Source organism: Metapseudomonas phytobenefica (genome assembly GCF_043392685.1).
Lineage (GTDB): Bacteria > Pseudomonadota > Gammaproteobacteria > Pseudomonadales > Pseudomonadaceae > Metapseudomonas.
Genome location: NZ_JBHZGM010000019.1, coordinates 78,990 through 90,496, shown reverse-complemented (window position 1 = coordinate 90,496; position 11,507 = coordinate 78,990). Strand labels below are relative to the sequence as shown.

The following is an 11,507-nucleotide window of genomic DNA, read 5'->3' as shown; positions in this document are numbered from 1 at the left end:
TCAGTTGAGGCGCCCCATGAAAGAGAACGCCGCCACGCGTGCAGCCGTAGCAGCAGGAGGCCAGTCAGCCCTGGCGCGGGTGCTCGGCTGCACGCCACAAGCTGTGCAGCGCATGTGCGCGACTGGCCGCGTCCCCGCAGAGCGAGTCCTCCAGATTGAGGCCGCGACTGAGGGCAAGGTCACTCGCCATGAACTGCGACCCGATCTGTACCCAGTTGATTCGGCCGCCTAACCGCCAGCGCTATCGCTGCGCGGTCGAACCCGGCCGCGCTGGATTCATCGAGCTGATGGCGAATGACCTCGGCACGGGATTCAAAGGCTGCCGGTAGTCGCAGCTGAGAGGAAAGCGGCAGGACCTGGATCAGGGCTGCCACGTAGCAACGAAGGGCGAGTACTTCGCCACGTAATTCGGAAAGGTCGGTCGGCATGGGGGGCTCCCTGTCGGTTGATCAGTTGTAGACAGGGTAGGGCCGGGAGGGCCATGTCGAAATGTCCAGTCCAAGACGCAACCACACGAACACCCGCGATGCCGTCCTGATCGCACACGCCAATGACATGATCGCCCGCACCAGCCTGAGCCAGCGCGACTTCGCCACGGCCCTGAGCAAGGCGATCCATTCCCTGATCCCCGACCTGCAGGAAGACCGCAAGGTCCCGGACTTCGAGTCCATGGACCGCGTGGACGGCGATGCCTACCTGAAGATGGCGGACACCTGGCTAAAGCGCGTGCAGCGCTGGCTGGATGAATCCGTCGACATTCCGGCCTGGCTGGAAGAGCCGTGGGTTACCGCGCTGCTCCCCGAATGGCGCGAGCGTTGCCTGATCGAACTGGCCGGCCGCTACGGCCTGCTGGCGGTGCGCCCGGTGGGTATCGAGGGGATGGACGCCATGCAGGTGTTCAGCGCCCTGATGCACCGCGTCGGCGACGTGGCGGGCCTCGGCTCCAAGGTCTTCGACGACCTGGTGATCACCGAGAAGGACGGCGAGTGGCTGCCCGAGCTGGCCGCCTCTCTCGACGCGATGGCGGCCAAGTGCACCACCCTGAGCCGCACCGTCCGCCTCGAGCTCTCCCGCGAAAAGCAGGGCGCCTGACATGCAGTTCACCGTCACCATCAATCAGGTCAAGGCCCTGGAATGGGGCCTGAACGCACAGCAGGCATTGCTGTTCGCGTTCGTCTACGAGTGCCCGAGTTGGGCCAAGCCAGTCGAGACCAAGGATGGTGACTTCTACGCCCTGAGCAAGGCCAAGGTGATGGAGGAGTTGCCGTTGCTCACCGACAAGCCGGACACCATCTACCGGCTGCTGAAGACCCTGGCCGGTGCCGGCGTGATCGAATTGTCGAGCACCAACAGCATCACCCTGGTGCGCCTGACCAAGAAGGGAAGGGCGTGGAATCGCAAGCTGGATGGGTCGGAAAAATATCCGACCAATAAGACCGCAGAGGGTCGGAAAAAAATCCGATCTACCTCGGAAAAAAATCCGACCCAGGTCGGAAAAAAATCCGAGGGTGGTCGGAAAAATTTCCGAGATGGGTCGGAAAAATTTCCGACAAATCAGGAAACCAGTAATCAGGGTACCAGTCAGGACACCAGTCAGGATTGCAGCCCACGTCCGGCAGAGCCGGCCAAGGGCAGCGAGCTGGCGCTGATCGTCGACAATTCCGGCAACGAACCCCGCTGCGAGATCCCCGCCGACATGCCGGGGCCGAAAGACCCCACCTGCAAGACCTACAAGACCTGGGCGAACTACGCCATGGCCTACCGCATCCGCTACTCGGCTTGGCCGGTGTGGAACGCCAAGGTTGCCGGCCAGATCACTCAGCTGGTCGACCGCCTTGGCGCCGACGAGGCCCCGAAGGTCGCCGCGTTTTACCTCCGGATCAACGACTCCAAGCTGATCAACGCCAGCCACAGCCTGGGCAACCTCCTGCAGGGCGCCGAGAGCTACCGGACGCAGTGGTTCACTGGTCGCCAGATGAACTCCCGCACGGCCCGCCAGATCGAGGACACCCAAGCCAACCTCAACGCCGCCCAAGAGGCCGCCCAGATCCTGAAGAACGGGGGAATCCAGAATGCTTTCCTCAGATGAGATCGACCAGCTCGCCATGGCGCTCTGCGCAACTGCGGAAACTCTGGGCCAGACCCTGAGCGCCAACGCAGCGGCGGTGATGGCCGCCGATCTCGCCGAATACAGCCAGGACATGATTGCCGGGGCCCTGAAGGCGTGCCGCCGCGAGTGCAAGGGCAGGTTCACCCTGGGCGAGATCCTTGACCGCATCCACGCCGAGGACGGCCGCCCGGGGCGCGACGAGGCCTGGTCCATCGCCCTGCAGGCTGGCGACGAGCGCGACACCGTGGTGCTGACCGGGGAAATCCTGGCCGCCCTGCAGGTTGCTCGCCCGCTGCTGGATGCCCGCGACAAGGTTGGCGCCCGCATGGCCTTCCTGAATGCCTATGACCGCCTGGTGGCCGACGCGCGCCGCGATGCCAAGCCTGCGAAGTGGGAAGTCTCCATCGGCTTCGACCCGCAGCTGCGCGCCCGCGCCATCGAGCAGGCCCGCGACCTGAAGCGCCTGCCGGCTCCTGAGGCGGATCGCCTGCTACTTGAGCACACTCAGGAGAGCCCGACCGGCAACGGCCAGGCCATCGCCGGCCTGCTTACCGGAGCCGTGGGCGCGCCGGATCCGGAAGTCCGGCAGAAGCTGCGCGCGATCAAGGACGAACTTAAGGAGCGTCGCCGCCGCAAGGAAATTCAGCGCCGCTGGGATCGCCGCCGTGAGCTGCGCGCCCGCCGCCAACACCAGGCCGCCGTGGTCGCTCAGGTGGCCGAACTTCAACGGAAGGAGGAGGCAGCCCATGAGTAAGCCTAACGGCGGAAAGCTCAGCGAAGAAGGACTAGAGCTCGTGAGCACCTGCGACATCTGCCACAAGAACCGTGGCCATGGTAGCCACAAGCGCTGCAGCCGGATCCGCCAGGAGCGCTATCGCAAGGAGGCTCGGCCATGAAGTCCTGCTGGTTGGTCATTCTTCCCTGGAAGTCCTTCTACATGGTTGGCGAGGCCTGCACCAAGGCTGAGGCCGAAGAGTTTGCGCGCGGCATCTGGTTTAACGCGGAGGTGGAGTGATGACGCCATCCAAGCAAGAAATCCTCATGCAGGGCCAGACCGGTATCGCCAGGAAGGTCTATGAGTGCGTGCCCATCGCCGAGCCGTGGACCTCGTTCCAGGTGATGACCGCCTTGCGCAACCTGACCGGCAGCACGCCGGATTCCCGCATCGTTTCCGGCTGCCTCACCACGCTGGTGGACTCCGGACTGATCAAGAAGACCGGCCGCGATCAGTTCCAGCGCATCGCCGTTGAAGCCAAGCCGAAAACCCAGGAGTCGAAGATGGCAGAGCCCGCGCAGAAGATCGAAGTCACCCCGGAGCCGAAGCGCGCCGTCTCGCCGCTGGAGATGCTGGGCGAACTGGCGACCGAGATTGTCGGCATGGCCGGCCACCTGAAACGCCTTGCTGCCCGAGTGGAAGACGTGGCCCTGGCGGTCGAGCAGGAACGCGAATCCAGCGCCAAGTCGATGGAGCAGTACCGCCAGCTCAAGGCGCTGCTGAAGAATCTGCAGGGGGAGGGTGAGTGATGCTCTCTGCCTACTTCCTCATCGTCCTCTATGTGAACAGCGACAGTGCAGTCATGACTTCCGTGCCGATGGAAACCGAGGCGCAATGCCAACAGGCCGCCGCGAAGGTCAAGGCGGACATCGAAGGCACGCTGACCCTGGTCAAGACCTCCTGCGTGAGGGCTCAGCAATGACCATCCACCAGCGCGTCACCGTCTGCCAACTCCAGCGCGACGGCTTCCGCGTCAACTACGAAGGCGAAAAGGTCTGCCTGGTGCGCGGCAACGACTACCGCCTGGTCTGGCCGGATGGCTCCATGCACCGGGCCGAGGGGGCGAAACGATGAGCCAGCAACTCAACCCCGGCGACCTCGCCCTGATCATCGGCGCCAAGGGCAGCTTCGAGCTGCTCGGCCAGTCCGCCCAGGTGCATGACATCATCTGCGCCATCGGCCCGGTCGCCTTTCGCGGCCGCACCTTCACCAGCTGCAGCGCCGAGCCGGCGGCCTTCATCGAGCTGCGCGACGGCTCCCTCTGGCTCTGGTCCCTGCGCTACCTGATGCCGCTCCGTGGCGAGGCCGCCGAGCGCTCCTGGCGGAAGCGGGAGGTGACCGTATGAGCCTGCTCTTGGCATTCGTGATCGCTTGGGGCGTGGCGGGCGTCATCGCCTTCCTTGGCGCCCTTGCTGAGCACATCGAGTTTGATCAGCAGGAACTGCGGCCGTGCGACTGGCCATTCCTGCTGCTGGTCTGCATCGCTTTCGGAATGTCGATCCTGCCGCTTGCTTGCCTGAAGAAGGGGAGTGGTCGCCATGGCTGACAAGGACCAGATCATCAACTCCATGTGCCTGACCTGGCGGCATGACTTCGGCCTGGACAAGCGCCACGACGCCTTCGGCTACTCCGGCATGACCCCGGATGAGCGCGAGGCGCTGCGCCGGCGCATGGCCCAGCTGTTCGAACATCACGTCGCCGGGCTGATCGCGGAGAACGAGCGGCTGCGCGAGCTGCCCCAGGATTGGCTGGCTGCCGACCTGGTCAAGCAACTGGTCGACAACGCCCAGGCCTTCGCCGAGGGCGCCGACGATGGCGAAGACAACGAGTTCCTGGTCGTGCTGCTGGCCAGCGCGGAGCGTCTGAAACGGCAGGAGGCCAAGCTCGACGAGCTCAATGAACGCCTAAAGGCAGCCGAGGAACGTTTGGCGCTGGTGGATCTCATCCATGGCCGGAACGCCGAGGAGCGCTGGGCGAACCTGAATGCTCTGTGCGGCGAGCGGTTGGCGGCGCTCCAGCGTGTGCGCGACCGACTCCAGACGGCCGGCGCCACCTTGCCGTCGCCGGATGCCATGGGCACGCCAGAAAGCGGACTGATCCAGGGGCTGTGCATTGCCCTGGCCTTAGTGGAAGAGGAGCTGCCGAAGCCAACTGTCTCGCCGCTGTACGCGCGCCTGCGTGAACAGTTGAACAAGGGAGGGCAGGGCGATGAAATCTGACCGCATCGCCGTCAACGGCGCCACCCGGCTCTCCGAGGCCGTCACCAAGCTCACCGCCATGTTCCGCGAGCACAAGTACGTGGTGGTCTCCCTGCGCCCGGGCAAGGATCGCACCCTGGACCAGAACGCTCTGTGGTTCGCCCTGTACCAGCGGATTGCCGAGATGACCCAGGTCGGTGATGTCGAGGACGCCCGCAGCTACTGCAAGCTGCACATCGGGGTGCGGATCCTGCTGCGCGACAGCCCCGACTTCCGCGACACCTGGAATCGCTTGTTCCTGCACTGGACCTACGAAGACAAGCTGGCCCTGATGGGGGCGCACCCCGTTGCCGGACCTGAAGGCCTCCCTGTCACCCGCCTGTTCAATCGGAAGCAGGGCATCGAGTTCACCAACCGCATCGTCGACGAGTTCTCTGCCAAGGGCGTGGTGTTCGCTGACCTGCTGAGCGAGGAGGCGGCATGACTCTCGCCGTCCGCCAACCCCGCCCGAAGAAGTGCCAGAACGCCGCCTGCGGGAACAAGTTCGTCCCGCAGCGCCTGGGCCAGCGAGTCTGCAGCCCGGCTTGCGCCCTGGCCACCAAGGATGTCCACGCCGAGCGCGCCCGCAAGGCCATCGCCCAGCGCGAACGCCGGGAGCTCAAGGCGCGCAAGGAGAAGCTGAAGAGCCGCCGCGACTACCTGCGTGAAGCCCAGCAGGCGGTGAACGCCTACATCCGCCTGCGCGACAAGGATCAGCCTTGCATCAGCTGCCAGCGCCACCATGACGGCCAATACCATGCGGGGCACTATCGGCCGGCCGGGTCTAATCCGGCCCTGCGCTTCGAGGAATGCAACATCTGGAAGCAGTGCCAGCCCTGCAATACCCACCTTTCGGGGAACCTGACGCATTACCGGATCAACCTGATCCAGAAGATTGGGCTGGAGAGGGTGGAGTGGCTGGAGGGGCCGCACGATCCGAAGCGATTCACCATCGACGAATTGAAAGCGATCAAGGCCAAGTACAGGGCCCTGGTGCGGGAGCTGAAGAAGGGGGAGGTTGCATGAGCGTGATCAAGCGTTTCGGGATCAACACTGCCGGCCGCGACTTTGCGGTGGGCGATATCCATGGGCACTTCACTCGCCTGCAAGCTGCTCTGGATGCCGCCGGATTCGATCCGGTCGTGGATCGGCTGTTCTCGGTCGGCGACCTGGTGGACCGAGGCCCGGAAAGTGAGCAGGTGCTGGAGTGGCTGGCCAAGTCCTGGTTCTTCGCCATCCGTGGCAACCATGAGGACATGGTTATCACCGCCAATGCCGACCTGCACTTCGTGAATGGCGGCGCCTGGTTCTATGGCCTCTCGCATTTCGAGCGCGCCGACATCGTTGCTCAGCTCGGCCAGCTGCCCCTGCTTATCGAGGTTGAAGTTCCGAATGGACTGATTGGCCTGGTTCATGCCGACGTGCCGTGCGCGGATTGGGCGGACCTGAAGTCGGCGTTCGATGGCGGCGGGATGGAAGCCGAGCATGTGGCTGCCATGTGCCAATGGTCACGCAGGCGTGTCACGAACAGCGATTCATCTGGGGTCAGCGGCATCAGTGCCGTGGTGGTTGGGCATACCCCTGTTCGGCGCCCGGCCGTGCTCGGCAACGTCATCCATATCGACACCGGCGGCTGGCTGCCGGAGGAGCGGGGTGGCTACTTCACCCTGCTGAACCTGCACACCCTGGAAGCCATCCCGCCGATGCCGGCGAAGCTGGAATGGGAGGTCGCATGAACTGGAAATGCCTGTTCTTCGGTTGCGTCTGGGGCGGCGCGTACACCTGGCACAGCCTGGGTGAGCGCTTGCAGACCTGCACCTGCCGTCGTTGTGGGGCAACGCGGACGGAGGCAGCGGTTTGACGTTGGCTGAGTACGTCGCCTGGAACATGGCGATCTTGAGGGAATACGGGTTGATCAAGGGGGAAAGGGAATGATCTACACCAGCGCACTCGCGGCAATCGTCTCGGCACTTTCGGCCGAGGCTATCGATAACACCAGCAAGCAGGCCTGGCAGAAGCTCTACCGGCCGGGCTATCAGGACGGACTGGATCTGGCCACGCTGTTCCGTTCGGCGCAGAAGGACGCCATCAGCCGCACCGACGCGGACTGCTGGGTATTCGCCCGGCTGCACAGCCAGCTCAAGCCCCGCCACTGGGCGGCATTGGTTGCCCGCTACAGCACCCACAAGGGTCGGAAGGTGGAGGCCATCGGCAAGCTGGCCCCGCTGATTGCCTCCCATGCGCCGCAGCTGTTCGTGGCCAAAGCGGTCACTGCCTGGGCCATCCCGCCGCTCAAGGGTGCGGAAGGCAAGCGCTCCACCGACATGATCATCCTGCCCGCCCACTTCTACGACATGACGTCCTGGGATGACCAGGGGCTCAACCGCTCCACCTACTGGCGGTGGCGCAGTGGGATCGAGGGCTGCCTCGATGAGATGGTGAAGGAGGCGGTAGCGTGTTCTGAGGAAATATTGCGCATTGAGGGTGTGTTGCTTGATGTGGCTGCTTGACATTGGTGCAACCGTGCAACAGAATTTCCTCATTCTGCGGAAATTGCGCAACTGAACATCAAGAAGCCCTGGCCGAAACGCCGGGGCTTTTTGTTTCTGGCGCTCTGCCAATCCCCGCCAAGCCTATGCCCATCGGGCACGCTCAAATCGCGCGGGCCTTGTTCATGCCGCTGACCTGTCACCCCTCCCCGGCGGGAAGGCGGCACCCTATTCAACCGAGCGGCCTGACGGCCAGGAACCGGAGCCATGAAGATGGATCAGGACCCCAGCCTGTGGGCGGCATTTATTGCGTGGATGGCCTCGCACCATCCGCAGCTGTACGCCTTCGGCCTGTCTGTTGCGATTGCGGTGGTGCGGGTGATCTACGGGCGTGGCGGCTGGCGCCAGATGGCCCTGGAAGGCGCCCTCTGCGGTCTGGCCACGCTGACCCTGGTGCCGCTGCTGGCCTACTTCGGCCTGCCCGACTCGATGGCCACCTTTGCCGGTGGCGCGGTCGGCTTCATGGGTGTGGAAAAACTGCGCGATTACGCCGACCGGCTGATCGGCCGCAAAGTGGATCAGGTCTGACGCGAGGGATTCGTCATGGTGGTGCATGCGCTGCTGCTGGCTCTGTTCCTGCTGGGCTTCATGTTCTGGCGGTTGTCCTTCACGACCGATGACGCGATCGTCGCCTACCTCCGCTGGGGCACGGGGTTCTTCTGCTTCGTGGTCGGCATCGTCGGCAGCCTGATCTACTGGTATTTGACATGAAAGCGACTGACGCCGAGATCGACATTCTGGCCAGGACCTGCTGGGCAGAAGCCCGTGGCGAGGGGATGGGCGGCATGATCGCCGTCGCCCATGTGATCCTGAACCGGGTCAAGAATCCCGGCTGGTGGGGCCGCAGCATCATCGGCGTGTGCCAGAAGCCCTGGCAGTTCAGCTGCTGGAACGCCAATGACCCGAATGCCGTGTACCTGCGCGGCGGCAAGCCGATCCCGAGCGGCGAGTACATGCGTGCCCGGGAAGCGGCGGTCGCGGCCGTGGAAGGCCATGAGCCCGATCCCACTGCCGGCGCCACCCATTACTACGCCAAGAGCATGAAGACCCCGCCGCCATGGGTGAAGGGCGCCAAGCCCACCGTCACCATCGGCAATCACCGGTTCTTCAAGGATGTGCCGTGACCCGCATCCTCGCCATCGCCTGCGGTGTCCTGCTGCTCGCTGTGCTCGGTCTGTGGTGGCTGGCAGATAGCCGGGGAGAGCGCCTGGACGACACCCAAGCCAAGGTCGCCCAGCTCCAGGCCCAGGCCGACCAGTTCGACCGCGCTATCCAGGCCCGTGACGGGGTAGACCGCCAATACCAAGAGGCCCTGACCCATGTCCAGGCTGAGCACGACCGCCTTGCTGATGGCATTCGCACTGGCAAGTACCGCGTGTACGTCAACGCCAAGTGCCCAGTGTCGAATCCCGTCCCCTCCGGCCGCCCTGATGCAGGCCGAGCCGAGCTTGATCCCGCTGATGGACAGCGTGTTGCAGATCTCCGCGCCGGCATCCAGCGACTCGAAGCCAAGGTGAAGGGGTTGCAGAGCTACATTCGTGAGGTGTGCCATGCCAATCGGTGAATTGACCGTCACGTTCCAGACCAAGGTGGCCTGGTGGGTGATTCCGTTTGTCCATTGCGCGGGCTTCTTGAACTGGGCGCTGCGCCTTGACCTGGATGAAGACAAGGTCATTGCCTTCGCCATGCGTGGCGTGAGGTGTGAGATGATCGACCATGACTGACCTCAAGGTGGTACCGCTGCGCCAAGGCGACTATCAGGACCCCGTCTGCGCACTGAAGGAACTTATTCGCCTGATCGAGACGGGCGAAGTGACCGCCATTGAAGTAGGCACCGTGATCCTGCGCTGCAAGGATGGCGAGATCGAAACCTTCGCCCTCGGCCAGAAGGCTGAGCCGCTGTCGGTGGTCGGCCTGCTCGAGATGGGCAAGTCGGTGATCATCGAGGCGGCGCTGTACCCCGAGCCGCAATGACACGCCTGGATGGCTGGGAGGATTACTGATGACGCTTCACCTGGTTCAGCGTAAAGGCCAATTCGGCGACTGCCTGGTGCTTGCTGATGAGCATGGCGTGGCCGTTCCCGGCCTGCAGATGCTGGAGCTCAAGGAAGAAACCGACAGTCTCAATACCGTCAGCATGCGCTTTGTCATGTTGCCCGGCGGAATCGTCATGGGTGAGCCGAGCATTGGCCATATGAAGCGCGTCGATCAGTTGGTCGAACAGGCCAAGGCCGAGATCAACGAGATGGCCGCCAAGGCCAAGGCGAAGATCCTGGGTGACCAAATCAGCATCGGCCTTCCTGGTGTGCTGGACGCGCGTGAGGCGAGCCAGATCGCCGGCGCGCTTGCACGCCGTGCGGGTCCACGGTACGCCTGATGGCTTGCTCAGGCTGCGCCAAGCGCCGAGCCTGGTTGAAGAAATGGTCGAGGATTGCATATGAGCGAGCGCGTGGAGTCATTGCTGGTACTCAGCACTTCGAGAGCGATCACGATGGAAGCCAAGGACAGGATGGTCGAAGCCATCACTCCCTTGGCTCAAGCGATGGGGTGCGAGCCCCTAGTGCTGACTGATGGGCTGGAGGTCGGCGTTCATGCTGACCTGCGCCCGCTCCTGGAATCCATAGTGGTAGAGCAGCAGAAGACCAATAGCCTGCTGGCTGCACTGGTTGAGGCGCTGGCCGAGGAAGGGCAGGACCCCGACGCCCAGCCTGCGCGCTACCTGGATGGGTCGAAGGTGCGGTGATGATTCAGGGTTCTGACCAGAAGTGGCGTGAGGGTAAGACCACTGCCGAGCGTGGTTATGGCAGCAGGTGGCAGAAGGCTAGAGCAACGTTCCTCCAGCGCCATCCGTTGTGCTGCTACTGCCAGAGCCAAGGACGAGTGACTGCGGCGACAGTCGTAGACCACAAGGTTCCGCACCGAGGCGATCAGGCACTGTTCTGGGATAGATGTAATTGGCAGTCGCTATGCGCCAAGTGCCATGGCTCGATCAAGCAACAGCTGGAGAAATCCGGCGCGTTACCTGGTTGCGACGTGACGGGTGCGCCTGTAGATCCCAACCACCACTGGTTACAATAACGACGAAGCCCTGCTGGACTGGCATCCGGCAGGGCTTCTACCACCCATGATCGTAGGAGGATCAGGATGGATAGCGAGAAGTCTACCTTCATATGTGAAGGCTGTGGAGCGGCATACGAGCCGCGCCGCAATCTGGATGGCTCTGTGGGCAAGACAAAGCACAGGCTCTGCTCAGTCAAATGCGCCCGCAGCGTGTATGCCAAGAAGGCTTATGCCAAGCGAGGCCATCAGCCTGTTCGCATCGAGCGAGAGTGCGCGCACTGCAACTGTGCTTTCATCGCCACTCAGTCGATCATCAAGCATTGCTCTGCCAAGTGCCGCGATGCCGCTAAGCGGAAGAGAGTGAAGCAGTACCCGGCCATGCAGGAATCGCGCAGAGCACGAGATGCCAAGCGAAGGGCGCTCAAGCGAGCATCCGCCGTAGAGCGAATCGAACCGCTGAAGGTGTTCGAACGCGACGGGTGGGTATGCCACCTGTGCGGCGTAAAGACTCTGAAGAGCAAGCGCGGCACGCTTCATCCGAGGGCGCCTGAGCTTGAACACATCGTCGCTCTGGCGGATGGCGGCACGCACACCTGGGGCAACGTCGCATGCGCCTGTAGCGCCTGCAACAGGGCCAAGGGCGCCAAGTCGTTCGGCCAACTCGGCCTGGGGTTCGCGGCCTAGCGCCAGGGGGGTGGTCAGGTTTGGCCAATACATTCGCCATCTGACCGCGCCCGAAAGTCTTTCTTCATTAACCGCAACAATTTTGGTGTCCC

27 protein-coding genes are annotated in these 11,507 nt (G+C 63.5%); 26 read left to right on the top strand and 1 reads right to left on the bottom strand.

Annotated elements, in window-relative coordinates; genetic code table 11:
- The first annotated feature begins 16 nt into the window (after positions 1-16).
- On the top strand, positions 17-232 hold the full coding sequence (locus ACFW0B_RS16270; RefSeq protein ID WP_449149878.1) for a transcriptional regulator: 216 nt from the start codon (positions 17-19) through the stop codon (positions 230-232).
- On the opposite strand, the gene ACFW0B_RS16265 is transcribed toward ACFW0B_RS16270, so the two are convergent.
- Positions 180-428 (bottom strand): hypothetical protein, encoded by a 249-nt coding sequence (locus ACFW0B_RS16265; RefSeq protein ID WP_449149935.1) that lies wholly within the window; start codon positions 426-428, stop codon positions 180-182. The genes ACFW0B_RS16270 and ACFW0B_RS16265 overlap by 53 nt on opposite strands.
- A gap of 61 nt (positions 429-489) precedes the next feature.
- Here ACFW0B_RS16265 and ACFW0B_RS16260 point away from each other — a divergent pair, with 61 nt between their 5' ends.
- The 25 genes from ACFW0B_RS16260 to ACFW0B_RS16140 all read left to right on the top strand — a co-directional run bounded on the left by ACFW0B_RS16260 (position 490) and on the right by ACFW0B_RS16140 (position 11,415).
- Positions 490-1,092, top strand: coding sequence for a hypothetical protein (locus tag ACFW0B_RS16260; protein ID WP_449149876.1), 603 nt, complete (start codon positions 490-492; stop codon positions 1,090-1,092).
- Between the two features lies 1 nt (position 1,093).
- The gene (locus tag ACFW0B_RS16255; RefSeq protein ID WP_449149874.1) at positions 1,094-2,089 is read left to right on the top strand and encodes a phage replication protein; all 996 of its coding nucleotides are present in this window, start codon (positions 1,094-1,096) and stop codon (positions 2,087-2,089) included.
- Positions 2,073-2,864: a hypothetical protein gene (locus ACFW0B_RS16250; RefSeq protein ID WP_449149872.1), complete on the top strand. Its 792-nt coding sequence runs from the start codon at positions 2,073-2,075 to the stop codon at positions 2,862-2,864. Before ACFW0B_RS16255 ends, ACFW0B_RS16250 begins: the two co-directional genes overlap by 17 nt.
- A complete protein-coding gene (locus ACFW0B_RS16245; protein WP_449149870.1) occupies positions 2,857-3,006 on the top strand; it encodes a hypothetical protein in 150 nt (49 codons plus the stop codon). The genes ACFW0B_RS16250 and ACFW0B_RS16245 overlap by 8 nt, the downstream gene beginning before the upstream one ends.
- Positions 3,003-3,125 carry a hypothetical protein gene (locus tag ACFW0B_RS16240; RefSeq protein ID WP_449149868.1) on the top strand — a complete coding sequence of 41 codons (123 nt, stop codon included), beginning with the start codon at positions 3,003-3,005 and terminating at the stop codon, positions 3,123-3,125. Before ACFW0B_RS16245 ends, ACFW0B_RS16240 begins: the two co-directional genes overlap by 4 nt.
- A complete protein-coding gene (locus tag ACFW0B_RS16235; protein WP_449149866.1) occupies positions 3,125-3,634 on the top strand; it encodes a hypothetical protein in 510 nt (169 codons plus the stop codon). The genes ACFW0B_RS16240 and ACFW0B_RS16235 overlap by 1 nt, the downstream gene beginning before the upstream one ends.
- On the top strand, positions 3,634-3,807 hold the full coding sequence (locus ACFW0B_RS16230) for a hypothetical protein (protein WP_449149864.1): 174 nt from the start codon (positions 3,634-3,636) through the stop codon (positions 3,805-3,807). The genes ACFW0B_RS16235 and ACFW0B_RS16230 overlap by 1 nt, the downstream gene beginning before the upstream one ends.
- A complete protein-coding gene (locus tag ACFW0B_RS16225) occupies positions 3,804-3,959 on the top strand; it encodes a hypothetical protein (RefSeq protein WP_449149862.1) in 156 nt (51 codons plus the stop codon). Before ACFW0B_RS16230 ends, ACFW0B_RS16225 begins: the two co-directional genes overlap by 4 nt.
- Positions 3,956-4,231 carry a hypothetical protein gene (locus ACFW0B_RS16220; RefSeq protein ID WP_449149860.1) on the top strand — a complete coding sequence of 92 codons (276 nt, stop codon included), beginning with the start codon at positions 3,956-3,958 and terminating at the stop codon, positions 4,229-4,231. The genes ACFW0B_RS16225 and ACFW0B_RS16220 overlap by 4 nt, the downstream gene beginning before the upstream one ends.
- Complete coding sequence (locus ACFW0B_RS16215; RefSeq protein ID WP_449149858.1) at positions 4,228-4,431, top strand: hypothetical protein; 204 nt, start codon at positions 4,228-4,230, stop codon at positions 4,429-4,431. The genes ACFW0B_RS16220 and ACFW0B_RS16215 overlap by 4 nt, the downstream gene beginning before the upstream one ends.
- Positions 4,424-5,104 carry a hypothetical protein gene (locus ACFW0B_RS16210; protein ID WP_449149856.1) on the top strand — a complete coding sequence of 227 codons (681 nt, stop codon included), beginning with the start codon at positions 4,424-4,426 and terminating at the stop codon, positions 5,102-5,104. The genes ACFW0B_RS16215 and ACFW0B_RS16210 overlap by 8 nt, the downstream gene beginning before the upstream one ends.
- Complete coding sequence (locus ACFW0B_RS16205; protein ID WP_449149854.1) at positions 5,094-5,567, top strand: hypothetical protein; 474 nt, start codon at positions 5,094-5,096, stop codon at positions 5,565-5,567. Before ACFW0B_RS16210 ends, ACFW0B_RS16205 begins: the two co-directional genes overlap by 11 nt.
- The gene (locus ACFW0B_RS16200) at positions 5,564-6,148 is read left to right on the top strand and encodes a recombination protein NinG (RefSeq protein WP_449149852.1); all 585 of its coding nucleotides are present in this window, start codon (positions 5,564-5,566) and stop codon (positions 6,146-6,148) included. The genes ACFW0B_RS16205 and ACFW0B_RS16200 overlap by 4 nt, the downstream gene beginning before the upstream one ends.
- The gene (locus tag ACFW0B_RS16195) at positions 6,145-6,858 is read left to right on the top strand and encodes a metallophosphoesterase (RefSeq protein ID WP_449149850.1); all 714 of its coding nucleotides are present in this window, start codon (positions 6,145-6,147) and stop codon (positions 6,856-6,858) included. The genes ACFW0B_RS16200 and ACFW0B_RS16195 overlap by 4 nt, the downstream gene beginning before the upstream one ends.
- Before the next feature lie 195 nt (positions 6,859-7,053).
- Positions 7,054-7,632, top strand: a complete 579-nt coding sequence (locus ACFW0B_RS16190) for a hypothetical protein (protein WP_449149848.1) — start codon at positions 7,054-7,056, stop codon at positions 7,630-7,632.
- Positions 7,633-7,878: 246 nt separating this feature from the next.
- Entirely contained in the window at positions 7,879-8,199 is a 321-nt protein-coding gene (locus ACFW0B_RS16185; protein WP_449149846.1) for a phage holin, lambda family, read from the top strand.
- A gap of 15 nt (positions 8,200-8,214) precedes the next feature.
- Positions 8,215-8,382, top strand: a complete 168-nt coding sequence (locus ACFW0B_RS16180; RefSeq protein WP_449149844.1) for a hypothetical protein — start codon at positions 8,215-8,217, stop codon at positions 8,380-8,382.
- Positions 8,379-8,795, top strand: a complete 417-nt coding sequence (locus tag ACFW0B_RS16175; protein ID WP_449149842.1) for a cell wall hydrolase — start codon at positions 8,379-8,381, stop codon at positions 8,793-8,795. The genes ACFW0B_RS16180 and ACFW0B_RS16175 overlap by 4 nt, the downstream gene beginning before the upstream one ends.
- Positions 8,729-9,235, top strand: a complete 507-nt coding sequence (locus ACFW0B_RS16170) for a lysis system i-spanin subunit Rz (RefSeq protein ID WP_449149840.1) — start codon at positions 8,729-8,731, stop codon at positions 9,233-9,235. Before ACFW0B_RS16175 ends, ACFW0B_RS16170 begins: the two co-directional genes overlap by 67 nt.
- Positions 9,222-9,395, top strand: coding sequence for a hypothetical protein (locus ACFW0B_RS16165; RefSeq protein ID WP_449149838.1), 174 nt, complete (start codon positions 9,222-9,224; stop codon positions 9,393-9,395). The genes ACFW0B_RS16170 and ACFW0B_RS16165 overlap by 14 nt, the downstream gene beginning before the upstream one ends.
- Positions 9,388-9,645, top strand: coding sequence for a hypothetical protein (locus ACFW0B_RS16160; protein ID WP_449149836.1), 258 nt, complete (start codon positions 9,388-9,390; stop codon positions 9,643-9,645). The genes ACFW0B_RS16165 and ACFW0B_RS16160 overlap by 8 nt, the downstream gene beginning before the upstream one ends.
- Positions 9,646-9,673: 28 nt before the next feature.
- A complete protein-coding gene (locus tag ACFW0B_RS16155; protein ID WP_449149834.1) occupies positions 9,674-10,048 on the top strand; it encodes a hypothetical protein in 375 nt (124 codons plus the stop codon).
- A gap of 60 nt (positions 10,049-10,108) precedes the next feature.
- Complete coding sequence (locus tag ACFW0B_RS16150; RefSeq protein ID WP_449149832.1) at positions 10,109-10,414, top strand: hypothetical protein; 306 nt, start codon at positions 10,109-10,111, stop codon at positions 10,412-10,414.
- A complete protein-coding gene (locus tag ACFW0B_RS16145; protein ID WP_449149830.1) occupies positions 10,414-10,749 on the top strand; it encodes an HNH endonuclease in 336 nt (111 codons plus the stop codon). The genes ACFW0B_RS16150 and ACFW0B_RS16145 overlap by 1 nt, the downstream gene beginning before the upstream one ends.
- Positions 10,750-10,815: 66 nt before the next feature.
- Positions 10,816-11,415 carry an HNH endonuclease gene (locus ACFW0B_RS16140; RefSeq protein ID WP_449149828.1) on the top strand — a complete coding sequence of 200 codons (600 nt, stop codon included), beginning with the start codon at positions 10,816-10,818 and terminating at the stop codon, positions 11,413-11,415.
- Positions 11,416-11,507 lie beyond the last annotated feature (92 nt).